Source organism: Lactobacillus corticis, assembly GCF_018327645.1.
GTDB classification, from domain to species: Bacteria; Bacillota; Bacilli; order Lactobacillales; family Lactobacillaceae; genus Lactobacillus; species Lactobacillus corticis.
The window spans coordinates 26,717-46,255 of record NZ_BMAY01000005.1; the positions used below are offsets into that span (position 1 = coordinate 26,717).

A 19,539-nucleotide genomic window follows, 5' to 3' on the forward strand; every position below is an offset into this window, starting at 1 on the left:
ATAAGCCTCACTTTCAAACAAGTAAATGTAATCGTTTACAATAATATGTAAACACAAAACTTATCTTAAAGCAAGGCTAATTTCTAAACATCTAGGTTCGGCAACGTTATTTATGGTTGAAGGTGAGGGAACCACGGTCAAAGCGGTTTCTGGCCTCCGATAACTCAAATGGTCGACCATCTCCCAGATATGCTTTTTGTTGAACGCATAAGACTGGGTCGTCTTTTTTACAGTCTAAATATTTTATATCGTAAGCATCAGCTCGATCTGCGGAAATTACGCGGTCATCTGCACCAATTTCAAAACCTAACACTTCTTTGATATAAGCATAAATTGATTTATGTAAAATTTCTGGCGTAATACCAGGAATAAGCTTAATCGGCATAATGGTGTATTCCAATTTAGCCGGCTGGTTATCTAAGATTCGCTGTCGAATTATATCGTAAACTTCATCTTGAGGTCCAATTCCGAAAGCTTTACATTCTTCTTTGCTGGGTTTTCTAGTATTAAAGGCAATGATATTGCTTTGCACTTTGGCCCCGCCTTGGACATGGGCCGTAAAGCCGTCATTTTCACTGACCCCGGAATTTAAAAAGACTCGGGGAATGGATTTGGAAATAACAAAGGTACCATGTCCCTTAATCGTTTTAATTAAATTCTTGTTCTGTAAAAGCTTCATTGCGTGGACGATCGTTACCCGACTGGTTTGATATTTGGTTGCGAGCTCTGTTTGCTCGGGCAATCGATCCGTGTATTTTTTCTCAATAATATCTTTTTCAATATCACTGGCAATTTCTTGATACCGGCTCATGAAAAATCCCCCTTTATGTTCAAGTTTAAATTGACATGCACTTATCAAACTTATTGTACATACTCGTATGTAAAAATGAAAGCGTTAACACCTAAAAATACAAAAAAGGCCATTTTTGAATAAAAACTGGTATTTAAGAATAAATAAGGGGGGTGAGCATGTAAACTTCAAAAAAAGTTGACATGTCGCAAAAGCCCATCAGATCGGCTTTTAAGTCACAAAAAAAGCGATTTGCGCAAGGCCCTTGTAAAAAAATAGGTTTACAAGCAACTGAAAGCGCTTTATAATTTTGCTTGTAAGCGAGATACGAAAGAAAAAATTTAAAACAGTTCTAGGAGGAAAACATCATGGCAGAACAAACTATTATGTTGAATTGTGCAGCAGGTATGAGCACAAGTTTATTGGTAACTAAGATGCAAGAAGCAGCTAAGGAACAAGGCATTGATGCTAAGATTTTTGCTTGCCCAGCTTCTGAAGCACAACAACATCTTGACAATGAAGATATTGATGTAGTTTTGCTTGGGCCTCAAGTGGGCTACATGAAATCAGACTTTGAAAACAAAGTTAAGGGCGCAGGCAAGGGTGGCAAGGATGTACCACTTGACGTCATTAATATGCAAGCATACGGCATGATGGATGGCAAGAAGGTTTTGGCGCAAGCTGAAAGCTTAATCAATGGCTAGTCTGAGGTGGTTGTAATGGCAGAAAAAAACGAAGCAGCTACTCAAGAAGACAAGGAACAAGAAGCTTTAATGGCAGCCATGGGCTTAATTGCCAACGGCGGAAATGCAAAGAGCTTGGCTTTTGAGGCTATCCGATTAGCAAAAAAGGGTGATATTGCTGGTGCTCGTGAAAAGTTGGATCAGAGTGGCAAGAGCTTGCTGGAAGCCCACAACTCTCAAACTCAAATGCTGACTAAAGAAGCACAGGGTGACCATATGCACGTGACGCTCTTAGTTGTTCACTCACAGGACCACTTGATGAATGCGATCACCTTTAGAGATTTAGCCGGAGAAATGGTTGATTTGTACGAAAAGCTTTACCAATCAGGGACATTGGAAAAAGGTGAGTAGACAAGTTTTAGCCTTCGCATTTGCGAAGGCTTTTCTTGTTTATTGACAGCGAAAGGAATTTTAAAATGAAAAAAAGTGACGTAGAGCGCGCCAAACGTGAAAATGAGGCTGCCAAAAAAGAATATAGCGTGAGCCACCTTTATTTTAGCCGCTACACCTTAGTCAGATATTTAGTAACTGGCTTATTTTTCACGAATTTGCTTTGGTTTTTTATGGCGATCGGCGACAGCAATAACTTAAGTGCCATCATTGCTGGCTGCATGTTGCTAGTTGAAGCAGCAATGATGATTGAACATATCAGCAAGCTGCAAAACCATCAAGCAGACATGCCAATAAATCGCATCGGCTTATGGATTCAGGCGGTTTTAAATGTGGTGCTATTGTTGGTGCTGTTTACGCCAATGCGGCTAACCATCTTTGAATTTGCCAAAAAAACGCCCACAATCACTATTCTTGCCGGAATCTTGCTTTTAGGGATCGCAATTTGCATCTTATGCGAGTACCGGTTACAAAAAATTAATCGCGGTGAGGATCGTTATACACGCTTAATCCAACTTTATCAGAAGCAATAGTTGAAAAAGAAAAAAACTAGAAAAGCAGCAACTTTGGTTGCTGCTTTTTCGTATGTTCTGATAAATTTAGATTTACGTTACATGTGGTCTTTACACCAATATATGATAAGCATATACTTTACTTGCATTTAAAAGAAAGCGTTTACAGGAGGGAAACATGAAGAGATCGTTACCAAAAACCTTCTTCTGGGGCAACTCAGTTTCAAGTATGCAAACTGAAGGGGCCTGGAATGAAGATGGAAAAGGTCTTTCTGTTTATGATATTCGTTCATCCGGTCCCCATACTAGTGACTGGCACACGGCAATTGATGAATATCATCGATATGAAGAAGATCTTGATTTATTGCAGGCTATGCATATGAATATGTATCGGATTCAAATTTCTTGGTCACGGGTTTGCCCAGATGGCGATGGGGAATTCAATGAAGCCGGAATTGCATATTATGAAAGATTATTTGCGGCCATGAAAGCTCGCGGCATTGAGCCCATGGTTTGTCTGTATCATTTTGATATGCCGTTAGCCTTGGCCCAAAAATATCATGGCTTTTGGGATCGTCATGTAGTTGATAGTTTTGTTCGCTTTGGAAAAGCCATGATTGATCGTTTCCATGAGCAAGTAAAATACTGGATTGTGTTTAATGAACATAATTTATACTTTCAAGACGAAGTCTTCAAGATAGCTGGATATGATTTGCCAGATCACAGCTTAAAGGCGATGTATCGTATTTTCCACCATACTGTTCTGGCACATGCCCAGATTGCAAATTATTTACATCAAAATTACCCAGACTTAAAGATAGGTGGAATGCTTGCTTACGTGCAAGCGTATCCTGAGACCGCAAGCCCACAGAATGCTTTTAAAACCTCAGAACTGATGGAATTCTTGGACTATGCAGTTTATGACTTGGTTACTGGCAAGGGTTATCCAAGCCCAGTAAAAGAATTCATGAAACGGCAGCAAATAACGCTTGATATGACTTCTAAAGAGCAAGCCGAACTTAAGCAAGTTCGGGCTGACTTTTTAGCTTTTTCATATTATTCTTCACAGGTTTTGGCTGCCAGCCAAATTCCCGCCGGCACCGCGCCCAACCGCTACCTCAACTACGGCAGCGTCAAAAATCCGTATTTAAAAACTAATGACTGGGGTTGGAGCATTGATCCCTTAGGGTTCAGAAAGGCAATTTCAGAAATCTACAATCGCTACCAGTTGCCAGTATTTCCTATCGAAAATGGCATTGGCCTGCATGAAAGCTGGGATGGCAAGCACATGATTGAAGATGATGAACGGATTGCCTACCACCGGGAGCATATCAAGGCCTTAAAGGACGCGGTTTTTCTTGATGGCGCTGAAGTACTGGGATATCTAGGCTGGGGGTTAATAGATATTCCTAGTTCTCAAGGGGATGTTGAAAAGCGTTATGGTGCAGTTTACGTTAATCGGTCAAATCACGACCTTAAGGACCTAGCTAGAGTTCCTAAGAAATCCTTTTATTGGTTCCAAAAAGTTTTAGCAGATAATGGAGATGAATTATAATGGCTGAAAAAAATAAACAAGCGACTTTTAGCAACTGGATCAATTCGAAGATCATGCCGCCTGTCATGAAATTTGTTAACACTAAAGCAATCGTTGCCTTACAAAATGGGATGGTTTACGCCTTGCCGTTTATCATCATTGGTTCGATCTTTTTGATTTTGGCTAATATTCCGATCCCGGCCGTCGCCACAGCAATTACTAACTCTGGTTGGGGTGCTTTCTTTAACCAAGCTTACCAAACCACTTTCTCCCTAATGGCCTTATGGGGAACAATCGGAATTGCCTATGTTTATGCTAAAAATGAGGGCTATGAGCCTTTAGCACCAGGTCTAACGGCAGCTGCAGCCTTCTTGATGCTGCAAAACTTATCCGTTACTAGCCCAATTAAGACGGCAATGGCAAGCGGAACTGATGCGATGTCTGCAAAAGCAGTGAGTGCTGCCATCAATAAGCTCCCGCAAGCTTTGCAAAGCTATGTCAAGTCGCCTGTAACCGGGGTGATTAATATGTCCTGGATGGGTGGCGACGGAATGATCGCTGCGATTATCGTAGGGTTATTAGTGGGCTGGATTTATTGCAAAATCATGAAGGCTGGTTGGACAATTAAGTTGCCAAAACAAGTCCCAGCAGCTGTTGCTAACCAGTTTACGGCGATGATTCCATCTGGTGTGATTTTAATTGGCACAATGTTTATCTATGCTGGGTTCAAGGTATTTACTAATAGTGATTTCCTAACTTGGATCTACAATGCTGTTCAAACACCATTGCAAGGCGTTTCTGATTCGCTTGGCGGTGCAATTGTCATTGGCTTTTTGGTACCATTCTTCTGGTTCTTTGGGGTTCACGGTGGTTTGATTGTTGGTTCTTTAGCTGGTCCGATGCTGCAAGCTAATACTTTTGATAATGGGGTATTATACAAAGCCGGCAAGTTAACGATCGGCAACGGTGCCCATGTTATTACCAACGAATTTTACAACAACTTCATTAACCTGACCGGTTCAGGAATTACGATTGGTTTAATTATTTTTACGCTGGTAGCAGCTAAATCAGCGCAATTGAAATCGATTGGTAAATTGGAATTGGTACCTGGAATCTTTAATATTAATGAACCTTTCCTATTTGGGCTGCCAATCGTCATGAACCCGATGCTCGCTATTCCATTTTTCCTAACGCCAATGGTGGTTGCGATTTCTACTTATTTCGTCATTAAAACAGGAATTGTCCCTCCTTTGAATGGGGTTGCGGCACCTTGGACCACGCCAGCGATCATTTCTGGTTTCTTGATCGGTGGATGGAAGATGGCAATTTGGCAAGCATGTACCTTGCTTATTTCAACGTTGATTTATTGGCCATTCGCCAGAAAGTACGATAAGATGCTGCTGGCTCAAGAACAAGCTAATCTGCAAGCAAAAAAGTAAATACTAATTAATGTTCTTCATTTGTCTTATAATATAGCTAGAGAGTATACAAACTAGGAGGCAGACATATGGAAGATCCAATTCTTAAGCGTCGCGCGATTAGAAAGTTTACTGACGAAGAAATTAGCCAAGCTGATTTGGATGCATTGATTGCGGCTTTTCAAGCAAGTCCCTGCGGCATGCACCAAACCGACAAGCAACAAGCAGTTTTGGTTACCAGTCCTGATTGGCTAGAAAAGGTTGAAGCGGCCACTGATAATAGTTGTTATGGTGCCAAAGCAATCTTTATCATTGGTGCAAATGATGAAGCCTTTGGCCCGCGCAACAGTTCGGTGGCTGTAGAGAACATCTTGGTTGAAGCAGCTCGATTGGGGCTGGGCGGCGTCTATATTATGGGCGGAGCGATGAAATTGGCCAGCCAAACTGAACTAGTTAAAGATTTAGGCTTTGATCCTGGCTTTAAGGTTGCTGCCATGGCCGCAATCGGTCATCCCGCAGAATCTGGCTCTGATGAAGATCGCAGTAGTCGCTATAAATTGATAATTAAATAGGTTTTCTAGTTAAATAAATGAAAAGAATGTCCAAGAAAGGGCATTCTTTTTTACGTTTTGTCAAATCCGTTAATCAGATCCCCCTAAGTTGAGTTACAATAGTCACTATGTGTATAAATAAAGAGAGGTTTTTATGGATAAAAATTCAAAAAAGATCGGATTGATGGGGCTAGTGTTGATGATCTTTTCATCAATTTTTGGCTACAGCAACTCCTTAACGGCTTTTTACCAGATGGGTTATTCAAGTATTATCTGGTATGCATTTGTTGCAATTTTTTACTTCCTTCCTTCAGCTTTAATGTTTGCTGAATACGGGGCCAGTTTTAAGAGCGCTAAAGGTGGGATTTTCTCCTGGCTAAGAGGGTCAATTGGAGAAAAGCCGGCCTTTATCGGAACTTTTATCTGGTTAGCTGCTTGGGTTATTTGGCTAGTTAGTTCGACCCAATTTTTCTTAGTGGCACTTTCAACGCTGATTTACGGTAAAGACACTACTCAAACTTGGAGTTTATTCGGTTTAAGCAGCAATGCCACCTTAGGGATCCTGGAGATCGTCTTCTTAGTGGTAGTTTGTTTTATTGCTACTCATGGTTTTGGTAAAATTGCCAAAATTACCTCGGTAGCTGGCTTCTTTACGATGGGGATTGCGATCGCTTTTATCGTTGTAAGTATTTTGATTTGGATTATGCAGGGCGGGCACACTGCGCAAGCACTAAATGGCTACCAATTAACCCACTCGCCTAATCATAACTTTCAATCACCAATCTCTATCCTTTCATTTATCGTTTATGCTTTGTTTGCCTTTGGCGGCTTGGAAACGATGGCTGGGGTGATTGACCACGTTCATAAGCCGGAAAAGACTTTCCCGCGGGCACTGATTACCGCCATGATTATCATGACCGTTTTATATGTCTTTGCAATTTTTGCTTGTGGCATTAGTGCTGACTGGAACAAGGTTTTGGGCAAAAATAATGTCGACTTGGCCAACGTCGAATTTACTTTGGTAAATAATATGGGGATTGTCGTTGGGCAACATTTGGGCTTATCAGCAAGCGCATGTGCTACCTTGGGAAGAGTATTTTCAAGAATCACTGCTTTAAGTGATGTTTTTGGTGGCCTTGGCGCAGCTTTCGTGATGGTCTATTCACCAATCAAGTCCTTTATTGAAGGCTGTGATCCGCGAATCTTGCCGAAAAGATTAACTAAATTAAATAGTCACGATATGCCTTCTATTGCCATGTGGTGCGAAGTGGCCTTTGTCAGCTGCATTATTTTGTTAATTGGTTTTGGTGGTACGACGGCTTCGGGCTTTTACACAATTTTAATGGACATGATGAATGTTTCATCTGCTTGCCCATACTTATTCCTAATTGGCGCCTTTCCATTCTTTAAGGCTAAAAAGGATTTAGAACGACCATTTGTCTTCTATAAGAATCCTAAGCTGGTTTGGCCAATTACGATTGGCGTTTGGCTCATTGTCGCAGCAGGAATTATTTTTACGGTTGTTGAACCAATTTTATCCGGAGACTATATGACCGCCTTTTGGACGGCCTTTGGTCCTGTATTCTTCGGAATAGTTGCTTACATTTACTACACTATTGCCGAAAATAAGCTGGATTTAAGTAAACCACAATAGCTTAATTGGCTAGAAAAGGAATCAAATTTTGAATAAAAAGAACCAAGTTGTAAAAGGGATGTTGCTCAGTGCGATTGCTTCATTAAGTTGGGGAATTTCTGGTACGACTTTGCAGCTGATTTCGCAAAACTTATCAATCCCTGGTCCTTGGATGTTTTCAATTCGTACTTTTATTGTTGGCGCTGCACTTTTAATTTTTGCAGCCTGCAAGTACCGCGGACGAATTTTTGATGTGTTTAAAAATAAGGCTAGTTGCTTGTCAATCATCAGTTATGCCATTTTGGGTCTAGCCTTAAACTTGACGAGTTTTTACTATTCCATTCAAGAGGGGAATGCTTCGACGGCAACGATTTTGCAATATTTAGCTCCGCTGTTTATCATGGCTGGTGGAATTCTTTTTAAACATTATCGGCCTCTGCGTTCAGACGTACTAGCTTTTGTCTGTGCTTTAATCGGTGTCGTTCTTGTCACTACGAAAGGCGATTTTAGCCATTTGGCGATCCCGGTTGATTCTTTGCTGTGGGGGATCGGATCTGGTTTAACGGCTGCCTTTTATGTAGTTTTGCCTCAAAGGGCAAACCGGGACAATCCCTCAATTATCGTTCTTGGTTGGGGAACTGCAATTGCCTCACTCTTCTTCAACTGTTTTCAACCATTTTGGGTAGGAACGCCAAAATTAACGCCAGTGTTAGTTGCTTCGGTTTTGACAGTGTGTTTATTTGGCACAATTATTCCATTTTTATTGCTCTTAGCTGCTGCCGATCATGCACCGAGTGATGTTATCAGTATTATGGATGCGATTCAGCCAATTTTGACCACAATTTTGAGTGTTATCTTTTTCAAATTGAAAATCAATTTTGCTGAAATGGCTGGGATAGTCATTGTCTTAATAGCAATCTACTTGCTGCAGTGGGGACGGCGCAGAGCGAGTCTGCAACGTTAAATAATTTTTTAACTTCAAAGCCTAAGGCTTTGGAGTTTTTCTTTGTTATACTAAGGTTATAATTGGACTGTTAGTAAATAATGAAACGGAGAAGGCTGATGACAAGAATAGCGGTTTATTTTACTGGTGGCATAGCGTGCTATAAGGCAGTCGAGGTCGTTCGGGGCTTGGAAAAAGCGGGCCATGAAGTTAGATGTGTTATGACGGAAAACGCACAGCATTTTATTGGTTCGCAAACCCTCGCCGCTTTGACCAAATATCCGGTTTTGACCAACCTGTGGGCAAAAGATAATGAGGCGCGGATTGCGCATGTGGAATTGGCTCGTTGGAGTCAACTCGCCCTGGTAGTTCCAGCAACGGCTAATTTTATAGCAAAAATGGCCCTGGGTTTGGCAGATGACGCTGCTTCTACGACAATTTTAGCCAGCAGTTGTCCAAAATTGGTGGTTCCAGCTATGAATGACCAAATGTGGGCCAATTCGGCTAACAAACGGAATCTGCTTTTTTTACGTGAAAATGGCGTAAAAATTCTTGAACCTGCAACTGGTTTTTTGGCTGAAGGATATGCTGCCAAAGGACGAATGCCTGAACCAGCCGTGATTTTAGATTGGGTTGAACAACATTTACGTAGCCAACAGTCCTTACGCGGTGAAAAAATCGTAGTCACTGCTGGCGGAACTTTAGAACCGATTGATCCAGTTCGCTTTATTGGCAACCGTTCCAGTGGCAAAATGGGTATTGCCATAGCGCAAGCTGCTGCTGAAGCTGGGGCCGATGTGACCTTAATTTATGGCCACGTAACCTGTGATTTACCGGACAATCGGAAGATTAAGCTAATCCATGCATCCCAAGCTGAACAAATGGCATCAAGCGTCAAGGAAGCTTTTAGAAAAAGCAATTGCCTGATTATGGCGGCAGCCGTAGCTGATTGGCAAAGTGCTAAAGTGGCTGATCATAAGCTTAAAAAGCAACTTGGACAAACAGAACTAAACTTAAAACTGGTCCGTACCCCGGATATTTTAGCAACTACAGCAGCTGATAAACGAAGCGACCAATTAGTGATTGGCTTTGCTGCAGAAACCAATGATTTGCTGAAGAATGCCCAAGTAAAACTCCAAAAAAAGGGAGCAGACTACATTATTGCTAATGATGTTTCCAAGGATGTGTTTGGTTCAGACCAAGATCAAGTTACCGTCATCAGCCGACAGGGACAAGATCGGTGGCCACGCTTAAGCAAATCAGAGATTGCCCAGAAAATAATCGCCTTAGTGGCTAGAGAGCTGGAGAAGCGGCATGATTAAATTAATTGCAATTGATATTGATGGAACCTTGGTTAATAATCAAAAGATCATTACGCCCAAGGTCAAGCAAGCTATTTTACGGGCCCAGGAGCAAGGATGTAAAATTGTTATTTGTACCGGTCGCCCTTTGGCTGGTGCTAGGCAATATTTGCAAGAATTAGGTTTAGCAGATCAAAATGATCAATATGTGGTTAGCTACAATGGTGCGGTTGTTGAAACTACAGCAGGAAAAGTGATTTTCAAAAAAGGCCTAGATTACCAAGAATATATTGATCTTGAAGCTATTAGTCGCAAATTGCAGCTACACTTTCATGCGGTAGGATTAGATCGAATTTATACAGCCAATCGCGACATCGGAAAATGGACTGTCTATAACTCAACGGTTGTGAAACTAAATATTGCATATCGAACCGTTGATGAGATGAGAGCCATTCCGATTATCAAATGCATGTATGTTGATGATCCGGATTATTTAGATGCGCAAATCCATAGTCCCTTATTTGACCAAATGAAAGGGCGAGCAGTTTTCTCAAAAACGGAGCCGTTTTATTATGAAGCCACGAGTGCTGGCGTTGATAAGGGGAGCGGTCTCAAGCATTTAGCAGAATATTTGAATTTAGCTGCCGATCAAGTCATGGCAATTGGCGACGAAGCTAACGACCGAGCAATGATCGAGTACGCCGGTTTTGGCGTCGCAATGGGCAATGCTGTTCCGGTCACTAAACAAGCAGCTAATTGGATTACAACCGATAATGAGCATGACGGTGTAGCCGTGGCGATTGATAAGATACTAACTTTACATAATTAATAATATGTATGGAGATGAAGCGAACAAGTGGCCAACACTTTAATAGAAAATAAACTAAAGTTACTGCCAGAGCAGCCTGGTTGCTATTTGATGAAGGACGTCAATGGTTCGGTAATTTATGTTGGAAAATCAAAAAATCTGAAAAACCGGGTTAGGTCCTACTTTAAAAGTCGGCAATATGGCAGAAGAGCGGAGTTAGTAGAGGAAATCAGAGACTTTGACATAATTACGGTCTCCACTGATAAAGAAGCCTTTTTGCTCGAAATTACCCTGATCAAGAAATATCAACCTTACTACAACGTTCAGCTTAAGCAGGGAACGGGTTATCCATACATTGAAATCACGAATGAGCGAGATCCTCAGACTAAATTGACTAGTATTGTGCGCAAGGACGGCGGTTACTATTTTGGTCCCTATCCCAATGTTTATGCTGCACAAGCAACCTTAAAGTTTATCCAAAAAGTTTTCCCTTTGCGGCGTTGCAACGGCTTCCAAAAAAGACCGTGCCTGTACTACCATATGGGGCAATGCTTGGGCGCCTGCTTCAAAGAGGTTCCGAAAGCAGAGTATGATCGTCAGATCCAAAAAATTAAACGCTTTTTAAATGGCGATATTGCCAGCGTGAAGTCTGACTTAACCCAGCAAATGGAAAAAGCTGCCGAAAATTTGGAATTTGAACGAGCAGCCGAAATTCGCGACCAATTGCATTACATCGAAGAAACGGTTGAAAAGCAAAAAATCATCTCTAACGACCATACGCAAAGAGATATTTTTAATTTTTATGTTGATAAGTCCTGGATGTCAGTCCAGATTTTCTTTTTGCGTCAGGCTAAATTATTGCGCAGGGAAACCAGAATGTTTGCTTTAACTGACGAAAAAGATCCCGAGGATGCCTTCCAGACCTTTATTGTCCAGTTTTACGGTCAACGCAACCGCGTTTTGCCTAAAGAGGTGCTGGTTCCGGAGGGGCTAGATAATGATGCCTTGAGCGAAATCTTGCACGTGAGCGTGCGTACGCCTAAGCGCGGACAAAAGAAAGATCTGCTAGGAATGGCCAAGGATAATGCTAAATTGAAACTTGATGACAAGTTCCGGTTGTTAGAATTAGGCAATCGTAAAACCAAAGGAGCCCAAAAGGAAATTTTTGATGCGCTGGGTTTGCCTTATGGACATATCATTGAAAGTTTTGACCACTCTCACATTCAAGGAGCTGACCCTGTTTCAGCGCTGGTGGTTTTCAAAGATGGCGAGCCAGATAAAAATGCCTATCGTAAATATAAATTACGAGGAGAAGTTGAGCATCAAAATATGGCTGATGAATTGCGCAATACGCGTGAGGTGGTCAGAAGACGTTACAGCCGACTGCTTAAGGAACATAAAAAAATGCCTGATCTCATTTTGATGGATGGTGGTCAGATCCAAATGGAAGCTGCCGAAGATGTGCTGCGCAATGAATTGAATCTGATGATTCCCGTTGCTGGGATGGTCAAAGACGATCATCACCGGACCAACCACTTATTAAAAGGCGATCCGACCAGGGGTGAGAGCTTTAAACTGATTCCGATGGATCCAAAGTCAGAAGGATTTTATCTTATGACGCGGATCCAGGACGAAGTGCACCGCTTTGCAATTACTTTTCACCGGAAAACTCACGCCAAAAACGCTTTATCCAGCAAATTGGATAGTATAAAGGGCATTGGACCCAAGAGTCGAACTAAGTTGTTGCGAAAGTTTGGTTCGCTTAAAAAGATAAAAGAAGCTTCAGTTGAAGAATTACAAGCAGCCGGATTGACAATAACCCAAGCCCAGGCGGTTAAACTTAGTTTATAACAGCAGTTTATATGATATAATTAATCAGTTATTCTTGTTTAAAAAATGAAAGGAGCAGCTACAGATGCCAACATTTGTAGACCAAACTAAAATTGAGGTCCAAGCCGGCAAAGGCGGGGATGGCATGGTCGCTTTCCGCCATGAAAAATATGTGCCTAATGGCGGTCCTGCTGGTGGCGATGGCGGTCGTGGCGGCAGTATCATCTTTGTAGCCGATAATGGCTTGCGCACATTGATGGATTTTCGTTATCGGCGTAAATTTAAGGCTGATAACGGTGAAAATGGGCGAATTAAGTCGCAGTATGGCAAGGCTGCCAAAGACTTACGCTTAAAAGTTCCTGTGGGCACGGTTGTTTACGACTTTAATACTAATGAATTAATTGGCGATCTAGTAAAAAATGGCCAAGAGCTGGTAGTAGCCAAAGGCGGAAGAGGTGGCAGAGGAAATATCCATTTTGCGACTTCTGTTAACACGGCCCCGGAAATTGCTGAAAATGGCGAACCAGGAGAAGACCGAGTACTCCGCTTAGAACTTAAGATGCTGGCCGATGTGGGTCTAGTTGGTTTCCCTTCGGTTGGTAAGTCAACCTTGCTGTCAGTGACCACGAAGGCTAAGCCAAAGATTGCTGCTTACGAATTCACCACGTTAAAACCTAATCTGGGAATGGTTATTCTTCCGGATGGGCGCGACTTTTCAATGGCAGATTTGCCGGGATTAATTGCCGGCGCAGCTCAGGGCGTTGGACTGGGGATGCAGTTCTTGCGGCATATTGAGCGTACGAAAGTGATTTTGCATTTGGTGTCAATGGACCCAAGCAACGAACGTGATCCTTATGAAGACTACGAGACGATTCGCCATGAGCTCAGTGAGTACACGGTTGATTTAACCAATAAAAAGGAATTGATCGTAGCCACTCAAATGGATTTGCCGGGCAGCCAAGATAAATTGGCTAAGTTTAAAGAGGAGCTAAAGAGTCACGGCTATGACCGAACAATTTATGCCATCTCAAGTATTGCCCATCAGGGCCTTACTCCGCTTTTAAATGATGCAATGGATCTAGTTGAAAAAGCTGAAGCGGAAGAAGCGGTCCAAGCTGCTCATCAGGAAAGCCAGGAGACTGTTAAGGAATACCGCTTTAAGGCACAGCCTAAGAATGAGTTTACGGTTGAGCGAATTGGTGACCATGAGTTCGAGATAAAGGGAGAACAACTTGAACGCTTGGTTCAAAGAACGAATTTAGATCATCAAGACGGCATTATGCTCTTAGCACGCAAACTGAAAAATCTTGGTGTGGATGATGCTTTGCGCGCTAAAGGGGCAGTCGATGGTGATGACGTGTATATTGGAGACTTTGCCTTTGAATTTTTGCAATAAACATTAATAGGGGAGAAAAATGAAACGCAGTCGTTTTATTACAGGTTATTCAGGCTTGCGGGCGTTGGCCGTAATTGGGGTTATTCTGTACCACTTTGATCCTAACGTCTACGTTGGTGGCTATCTGGGCGTGCCGATCTTTTTCGTTTTGACTGGTTACTTAGTAACTGATCAGGTAGTTAAGTCGCTCGATGCTACGGGGACCTATCCGCTAGGTTCCTTTTACCGGAAGCGGATTAAACGCTTATACCCGCAGATTATCACTGTTTTGTGGGCGTCCTCGGCTTATATTTTGCTATTTCAGCGCAATCTTTTGGCTAAATTATGGCAAGTCGTAGTGACCAATCTGCTAAACGTTTATAATTTTTGGCAGATTGCTAATGGACAGAGCTATTTTGAAAGATTCGCAAGCAATGAATCTCCTTTTACCCACTTATGGACGATGTCGATTGACGGGCAATTTTATTTATTTTGGCCCCTAATCATTATTCTCTTATTTGCACTTTTTAAAGGTAAAAAGAAGCCGCTGTTTTGGACAATTATGGCCCTAACTGCGGTTTCCGCCATTGAAATGGCTGTGCTGTATGCTACCGGAGCTGATATCAATCGAATTTATTATGGAACGGATACCAGGTTCTTTAGTCTAGGCATGGGAGCGAGTTTAGCGATTATTTGGCCGATGGAAAAATTGCGCTCCGACATTGAGCTACGAGATAGTTTAATCCTCGATATTACCGGATTAGTGGCTTTTTTAGGCATGATTTGGCTCTTCTTTGATGGCTCAATGAATCCTCAGACCGCGTTTCCATACCAGGGCGGGATGCTTTTATTCAGCCTTTTTACAGCTATCCTAGTTGGGATTATTGCCCATCCGGGAAGCGACTGGAATCGCTTGCTGACTAATCCTATTTTTGACTGGATTGGTTCGCGCAGCTATGCCATCTATCTATATCAGTTCCCAGTCATGATTTTCTTTGAAGACAAGGTTACCAATTTAGCTGATCATGTTTTGCTTTACCGCTTAATCGAACTAGCTATAATTCTATTTTTGGCAGAATTTACTTATCGGCAAATTGAACTCCGCTTCAAACATTTCAGTTGGGAAAAGGTAAAAGCTTTTTGGACTGAATCGCTTAATTTTCATAACAAAAATTATGTAAAGAACGCTACAGGAGTTAGCTTGGCCTTGGTGATGATTCTGGGCGTAGCAGCAGTAGGGATTTCACCAATGGTGAAAGCTGAGGATTATAGTAAGTCTGCGCTAGCCAAAAGAATTGCCCAAAATAGCAAGACGCAGACTGAAGGCAATCAGAAGGCTATCAAAAAAATTCGCAAATCTGAACAAAAGAAACGAGCTCAAAGCTCAAGCACTACAACTAAAAAAGCCAAAAGAACCAGTAAGAAGGCCAAATTTAAACATAAGGTTAATCAGTCATTTGAAAAATATGGCATAAGTCAGGCTGAACTCCAAAAGGCTCAAAAGGTTCAAGTGCTGGCAATAGGCGATTCAGTCATGGCAAGTTCAAGCGATGATTTGCAAAAATTAATGCCTAACAGTATTGTGGATGCAGCCGTATCTCGACAAGCAAACACAGCAGAGGGGCTGCTTGATAGCTATCAAAATAAGGGCGCCTTGGCTGATAATCTTTTGATTGGCTTAGGTACTAACGGCCCATTCGATATGGACGAAATAGATCATATTATGCACCAGGCAACGCCTAAACGTGAAGTTTTTTGGATAAACGTGTATGTGCCAAGCCGTTCATGGCAAGGGCAAGTTAATGATCTATTGCAGCAAGCGCAGAAAAAATATCATAATTTTCGGGTAATTGATTGGTATGGCCTAGCTCAAGCCCATCCTACCTGGTTATATGATGATCATACCCACCCCAATGTTGAAGGTGCAAAATATTACAGTGCATATATTGTCAAACAAATTGTCAAATACGCAAAATTTTAGATAGGATTGTTTAGTTTGGAAGTACAATTTCTTGGAACTGGAGCTGGCCAGCCATCAAAACAGCGAAATGTGTCATCAGCGGCTTTAAAGCTTTTAGATGAGTTGAATGAAATTTGGCTGTTTGATTGTGGTGAGGCAACGCAGCATCAAATTTTACGAACCAATATTCGTTTGCGCAAAGTCACCAAAATCTTTATTTCACATAACCATGGTGATCATATTTTTGGCTTGCCTGGCTTATTATCGACACGGTCATTTCAAGGAGACGTAGGCCCTATCACCATATATGGCCCTGCGGGGTTGGAACAATTTGTTAAAACCGCCTTGCGCATTTCCCGGACCAGGATATCTTATCCCATCAAATTCGTTGAATTGGTTGATGGGGGAGAGATATTAAATGATCGCGGTTATCGCGTAATTGCTAAACCTCTGGATCACCGGATACCTAGTTTTGGATATCGGGTAATTGAAGCACCCAAGTCTGGAGAACTATTAATGGACAAACTGGCTGCTTATCATGTACCAAACGGTCCTTTATTAGGAAAATTGAAAAACGGTGAAAAGATTGAGCTAGCAGATGGTACAATTTTAGATGGAAGGGATTTCCTTGGACCTGATAAACCGGGCCGAATCGTAACTTTTATCTACGATACTCGCAAAACGCCAAACATTGCGGAATTGGCTAAAGATGCTGATTTGTTGGTTCATGAGTCAACTTTTGGCAAGGGTGAGAATCGCATGGCTCGGTCCTATTACCATTCGACATGTATTGAAGCAGCTCAAGTGGCACGTGATAATGGCGTAAAACAGCTGTGTTTGGACCATATTTCGGCTCGTTATTTAGGTGTTGATGCTAAAAAACTAGAGCGGGATGCCCAGGAGATTTTCCCGAACACAATTTTGGCAAATGATTTTGCAAAAATACAGATTCCAATGAAAGGCTAGAGCAATGGTTGATACATTAAGGAATAAGGTAGTTGTAATCACTGGTGCTTCCAGTGGTATTGGGCGGTCTATTGCCTTGGAAAGTGCTGGACGAGGAGCCACAGTGGTTCTGATGGCTCGGCGTAAGGAGCGTTTAGAAGAAATAGCTGCTGAAGCTAGAGAATTGTCAGGCAGCGAAGTCTTCGTACTGCCGACCGATATGGGCAAGTCAGATGAAATTGAAGCTAGTTTCAAAAAGCTAGTAAGTTTAATTGACCACGTAGACGTGCTGGTAAATGCTGCCGGATTTGGCAAGTTTGATAATTTCTTTGAGAGCGACATGGCTGATGTCACCAGCATGTTCCAGGTTAATGTTTTAGGATTGATGTACTTTACGCGTTTAGTCGGAAGGTTAATGATTGATCAAAAGCACGGTCAAATTATTAATTTTGGCTCAATCGCAGGAAAAGTACCTACCACCAAATCAGCTGCCTACAGCGCTTCTAAAGCTGCTGTTATCCAGTTTTCAAATGTCTTGCGTTTAGAATTAAAGCCATTCAACGTAAAGGTGATGACGGTAAACCCTGGACCGGTTTATACCAACTTCTTTAATATTGCAGATAAAACCGGTCATTATGCTGAAAATGTTTCGGCCTTTATGCTTGATCCAGATGATGTGGCTTGGCAAGTGGTTCATTTCTTCGGAACTGATAAACGCGAATTGAACTTGCCATTAAGCTTAGCTGCAGCCGCTAAACTATATAATTTATTCCCAAGCTTAGGCGACTATATTTCATTAAAAGTTGCGTCAAGAAAATAAACTTTACTTGATTTCTAGTGCTTAGGATAGTATCATTAAATCACGTGAGTAATTCAAGTCGGCATAGTTCTAACGATTTGAAACTTAGACTACAATAAAGGAGATCAAATTAATGGCAGTTCCTGCAAGACATACTTCAAAGCAAAAGAAGCGTTCACGTCGCGGTCATATTAAGTTATCTGTTCCAGCAATGCACTATGATGCTACTACTGGCGAATACCGTTTAAGCCACCGCGTTTCACCAAAAGGTTACTACAAGGGTCGTCAAGTTGTTAACAAAGCTAGCAACAACGACTAATTAAAAGACACCTCGCTTCTGGTGTCTTTTTTTATGCAAAAATTCCAAAAGGAAAGGCTAATTGAGAGGAAAGAATGAAATTAGTATTTTTACATTCCAGTGATACGCATGGCTTTTTAATGCCTACCGATTATCAAGATAGAAATGATTACCATGCACCCTTTGGACTAGCACGCGTTAGCAGCACTATCAAGTCCGAGATAGCTAAATATGGCCGAGACCATGTCTTAGTCACTGACGCTGGTGACTGTCTGCAGGGGTCGCCTTTGGCATCTTATGCGCGCACCTTGCCTGATTACCGCGGTTTGGCTCAGTTTACTGCCGCCTATAATGCAATTGGTTATGATGCCCGCTGCCTGGGAAACCACGACTTTAATTTTGGTTTAGATTATTTGAATTGGTATGTAAATCATAATGACGCGCCAATTATTAATGATAATATCCTTGCTGCCGGTACAGATCGCCCAGCTTTTGGAATTCCTTTTAAAATTATTGAAAAAGCTGGCATCAAGGTTGGAATTTTGGGAATCACTACCCAGTATATTCCTCATTGGGAGCAAGCCGACCATATTGCGGGACTCGAATTTAAGTCAGCTCTCACGACAATTAAGCATTATGCTGCACTATTAAAACCGCAAGTTGATGTGCTAGCTGTTTTATATCACGGCGGCTTTGAAAATGATCCCCAAACGGGCCAAGCAACTGAACCAGATCGTGGGGAAAATGAAGGGTATCATATTTTAAAAGAAATTCCCGAAGTCGACGTCTTTTTAACTGGACACCAACACCGCCGTTTGAATGAAGTGGTTGACCAAACTGCCTTAATTCAACCAGGTTACCGCGGTGAAGCGGTTGGCAAGGTCATTTTAGATATTGACGAGCAAAGCAAAAAGATTAGCAAGATTGAAACGGAATTAGTTGATACCAAAGCCTTTGAACCAGATCCTGCGATTGTAGAATTGGTAAAGCAACTTGATCAAGGAACCCAAAATTGGCTTGATCAACCGATTGCGGAATTATCAGAACCAGCTCCTATCAAGGATGCAATGACCGGTCGGATTCATGGAGCGCCATTTATTAACTTGTTGCAGCAAATGCAGCTTTGGTTTACGCATGCTGATGTGTCGGCAACGGCGGTTATGAGTGAAAAAGCCAAGGGCTTTGGTAAAACCGTTACTTTGCGAGACGTCATTTTAAATTACCCATATGCCAATCAGCTGGTACGAGTTAAATTTACGGGCAAGCAGCTAAAGCATGTGATTGAACACAGTGCTAGCTTTTTAGAAAAGACTCCCGAGGGAACCATCAAATTCCTTGATCGCTGGATTAAGCCAAAGCCTGAGTTATACCACTTTGATGTGTTCTATCCCGTACACTATGAGGTTGATCTCAGTCAACCTGTGGGACAGCGAGTAAAGAACTTAACCTTGCATGGAAAACCATTAGAAGACGACAAGAATTATGAACTTGCAGTAAATAATTACCGTGCTAATGGTGGAGGTTTCTATCCTGAATATAGTCTAGATAAAATCGATTTGGCCTTGGATAAAGATTACGTCCAAATGTTTACTGAATATCTAACCCAAAGCAGTGAAAAGGTCGATCCTAAGCCAAATTATAAATTCTACTAAAAGTAAAAAAATACGTTTGGAAAATCTCCAAACGTATTTTTTCTGCTTATCTCAAAA

18 protein-coding genes are annotated in these 19,539 nt (G+C 41.8%); 17 read left to right on the forward strand and 1 reads right to left on the reverse strand.

The window, feature by feature from the left end:
- Nucleotides 1–106 precede the first annotated feature (106 nt).
- Nucleotides 107–811 (reverse strand): GntR family transcriptional regulator, encoded by a 705-nt coding sequence (locus KI210_RS04175; protein ID WP_212780644.1) that lies wholly within the window; start codon nucleotides 809–811, stop codon nucleotides 107–109.
- A gap of 347 nt (nucleotides 812–1,158) precedes the next feature.
- On the opposite strand from KI210_RS04175, the gene KI210_RS04180 reads away from it, so the two are divergent.
- From KI210_RS04180 to KI210_RS04260, 17 genes are all read left to right on the forward strand, one after another.
- On the forward strand, nucleotides 1,159–1,494 hold the full coding sequence (locus KI210_RS04180) for a PTS sugar transporter subunit IIB (protein ID WP_212780645.1): 336 nt from the start codon (nucleotides 1,159–1,161) through the stop codon (nucleotides 1,492–1,494).
- 15 nt (nucleotides 1,495–1,509) lie between these two features.
- On the forward strand, nucleotides 1,510–1,884 hold the full coding sequence (locus tag KI210_RS04185; protein ID WP_212780646.1) for a PTS lactose/cellobiose transporter subunit IIA: 375 nt from the start codon (nucleotides 1,510–1,512) through the stop codon (nucleotides 1,882–1,884).
- Nucleotides 1,885–1,949: 65 nt separating this feature from the next.
- Nucleotides 1,950–2,456 (forward strand): hypothetical protein, encoded by a 507-nt coding sequence (locus tag KI210_RS04190; protein ID WP_212780647.1) that lies wholly within the window; start codon nucleotides 1,950–1,952, stop codon nucleotides 2,454–2,456.
- Between the two features lie 157 nt (nucleotides 2,457–2,613).
- Nucleotides 2,614–3,990, forward strand: coding sequence for a glycoside hydrolase family 1 protein (locus KI210_RS04195; protein WP_212780648.1), 1,377 nt, complete (start codon nucleotides 2,614–2,616; stop codon nucleotides 3,988–3,990).
- A complete protein-coding gene (locus KI210_RS04200; protein ID WP_212780649.1) occupies nucleotides 3,990–5,408 on the forward strand; it encodes a PTS sugar transporter subunit IIC in 1,419 nt (472 codons plus the stop codon). Before KI210_RS04195 ends, KI210_RS04200 begins: the two co-directional genes overlap by 1 nt.
- 68 nt (nucleotides 5,409–5,476) lie before the next feature.
- A complete protein-coding gene (locus tag KI210_RS04205; protein ID WP_212780650.1) occupies nucleotides 5,477–5,959 on the forward strand; it encodes a nitroreductase family protein in 483 nt (160 codons plus the stop codon).
- Nucleotides 5,960–6,092: 133 nt separating this feature from the next.
- Nucleotides 6,093–7,592, forward strand: a complete 1,500-nt coding sequence (gene yjeM, locus KI210_RS04210; RefSeq protein ID WP_212780651.1) for a glutamate/gamma-aminobutyrate family transporter YjeM — start codon at nucleotides 6,093–6,095, stop codon at nucleotides 7,590–7,592.
- 58 nt (nucleotides 7,593–7,650) lie between these two features.
- Nucleotides 7,651–8,535, forward strand: coding sequence for a DMT family transporter (locus KI210_RS04215; RefSeq protein ID WP_212780765.1), 885 nt, complete (start codon nucleotides 7,651–7,653; stop codon nucleotides 8,533–8,535).
- A gap of 98 nt (nucleotides 8,536–8,633) precedes the next feature.
- Nucleotides 8,634–9,836, forward strand: a complete 1,203-nt coding sequence (gene coaBC, locus KI210_RS04220) for a bifunctional phosphopantothenoylcysteine decarboxylase/phosphopantothenate--cysteine ligase CoaBC (RefSeq protein WP_212780652.1) — start codon at nucleotides 8,634–8,636, stop codon at nucleotides 9,834–9,836.
- Entirely contained in the window at nucleotides 9,829–10,644 is an 816-nt protein-coding gene (yidA, locus tag KI210_RS04225; RefSeq protein ID WP_212780653.1) for a sugar-phosphatase, read from the forward strand. Before coaBC ends, yidA begins: the two co-directional genes overlap by 8 nt.
- 27 nt (nucleotides 10,645–10,671) lie before the next feature.
- Nucleotides 10,672–12,474: an excinuclease ABC subunit UvrC gene (gene uvrC, locus KI210_RS04230; protein ID WP_212780654.1), complete on the forward strand. Its 1,803-nt coding sequence runs from the start codon at nucleotides 10,672–10,674 to the stop codon at nucleotides 12,472–12,474.
- 64 nt (nucleotides 12,475–12,538) lie between these two features.
- The gene (gene obgE, locus KI210_RS04235) at nucleotides 12,539–13,849 is read left to right on the forward strand and encodes a GTPase ObgE (protein ID WP_212780655.1); all 1,311 of its coding nucleotides are present in this window, start codon (nucleotides 12,539–12,541) and stop codon (nucleotides 13,847–13,849) included.
- A gap of 19 nt (nucleotides 13,850–13,868) precedes the next feature.
- Nucleotides 13,869–15,809 (forward strand): acyltransferase family protein, encoded by a 1,941-nt coding sequence (locus KI210_RS04240; protein WP_212780656.1) that lies wholly within the window; start codon nucleotides 13,869–13,871, stop codon nucleotides 15,807–15,809.
- A gap of 15 nt (nucleotides 15,810–15,824) precedes the next feature.
- Nucleotides 15,825–16,754: a ribonuclease Z gene (gene rnz / locus KI210_RS04245; protein WP_212780657.1), complete on the forward strand. Its 930-nt coding sequence runs from the start codon at nucleotides 15,825–15,827 to the stop codon at nucleotides 16,752–16,754.
- A gap of 4 nt (nucleotides 16,755–16,758) precedes the next feature.
- A complete protein-coding gene (locus KI210_RS04250; RefSeq protein ID WP_212780658.1) occupies nucleotides 16,759–17,553 on the forward strand; it encodes an SDR family NAD(P)-dependent oxidoreductase in 795 nt (264 codons plus the stop codon).
- Nucleotides 17,554–17,665: 112 nt separating this feature from the next.
- Complete coding sequence (gene rpmF, locus KI210_RS04255) at nucleotides 17,666–17,851, forward strand: 50S ribosomal protein L32 (RefSeq protein WP_212780659.1); 186 nt, start codon at nucleotides 17,666–17,668, stop codon at nucleotides 17,849–17,851.
- A gap of 74 nt (nucleotides 17,852–17,925) precedes the next feature.
- A complete protein-coding gene (locus KI210_RS04260; protein ID WP_212780660.1) occupies nucleotides 17,926–19,482 on the forward strand; it encodes a bifunctional metallophosphatase/5'-nucleotidase in 1,557 nt (518 codons plus the stop codon).
- Nucleotides 19,483–19,539 lie beyond the last annotated feature (57 nt).

Coding starts and splice junctions, on each gene's coding strand:
- yjeM (WP_212780651.1), top strand. CDS start 6,093: ATGGATAAAAATTCAAAAAAGATCGGATTGATGGGGCTAGTGTTGATG.
- coaBC (WP_212780652.1), top strand. CDS start 8,634: ATGACAAGAATAGCGGTTTATTTTACTGGTGGCATAGCGTGCTATAAG.
- KI210_RS04215 (WP_212780765.1), top strand. CDS start 7,651: ATGTTGCTCAGTGCGATTGCTTCATTAAGTTGGGGAATTTCTGGTACG.
- rpmF (WP_212780659.1), top strand. CDS start 17,666: ATGGCAGTTCCTGCAAGACATACTTCAAAGCAAAAGAAGCGTTCACGT.
- KI210_RS04190 (WP_212780647.1), top strand. CDS start 1,950: ATGAAAAAAAGTGACGTAGAGCGCGCCAAACGTGAAAATGAGGCTGCC.
- KI210_RS04205 (WP_212780650.1), top strand. CDS start 5,477: ATGGAAGATCCAATTCTTAAGCGTCGCGCGATTAGAAAGTTTACTGAC.
- KI210_RS04180 (WP_212780645.1), top strand. CDS start 1,159: ATGGCAGAACAAACTATTATGTTGAATTGTGCAGCAGGTATGAGCACA.
- yidA (WP_212780653.1), top strand. CDS start 9,829: ATGATTAAATTAATTGCAATTGATATTGATGGAACCTTGGTTAATAAT.
- KI210_RS04260 (WP_212780660.1), top strand. CDS start 17,926: ATGAAATTAGTATTTTTACATTCCAGTGATACGCATGGCTTTTTAATG.
- KI210_RS04175 (WP_212780644.1), bottom strand. CDS start 811: ATGAGCCGGTATCAAGAAATTGCCAGTGATATTGAAAAAGATATTATT.
- KI210_RS04185 (WP_212780646.1), top strand. CDS start 1,510: ATGGCAGAAAAAAACGAAGCAGCTACTCAAGAAGACAAGGAACAAGAA.
- obgE (WP_212780655.1), top strand. CDS start 12,539: ATGCCAACATTTGTAGACCAAACTAAAATTGAGGTCCAAGCCGGCAAA.
- KI210_RS04200 (WP_212780649.1), top strand. CDS start 3,990: ATGGCTGAAAAAAATAAACAAGCGACTTTTAGCAACTGGATCAATTCG.
- KI210_RS04250 (WP_212780658.1), top strand. CDS start 16,759: ATGGTTGATACATTAAGGAATAAGGTAGTTGTAATCACTGGTGCTTCC.
- KI210_RS04195 (WP_212780648.1), top strand. CDS start 2,614: ATGAAGAGATCGTTACCAAAAACCTTCTTCTGGGGCAACTCAGTTTCA.
- KI210_RS04240 (WP_212780656.1), top strand. CDS start 13,869: ATGAAACGCAGTCGTTTTATTACAGGTTATTCAGGCTTGCGGGCGTTG.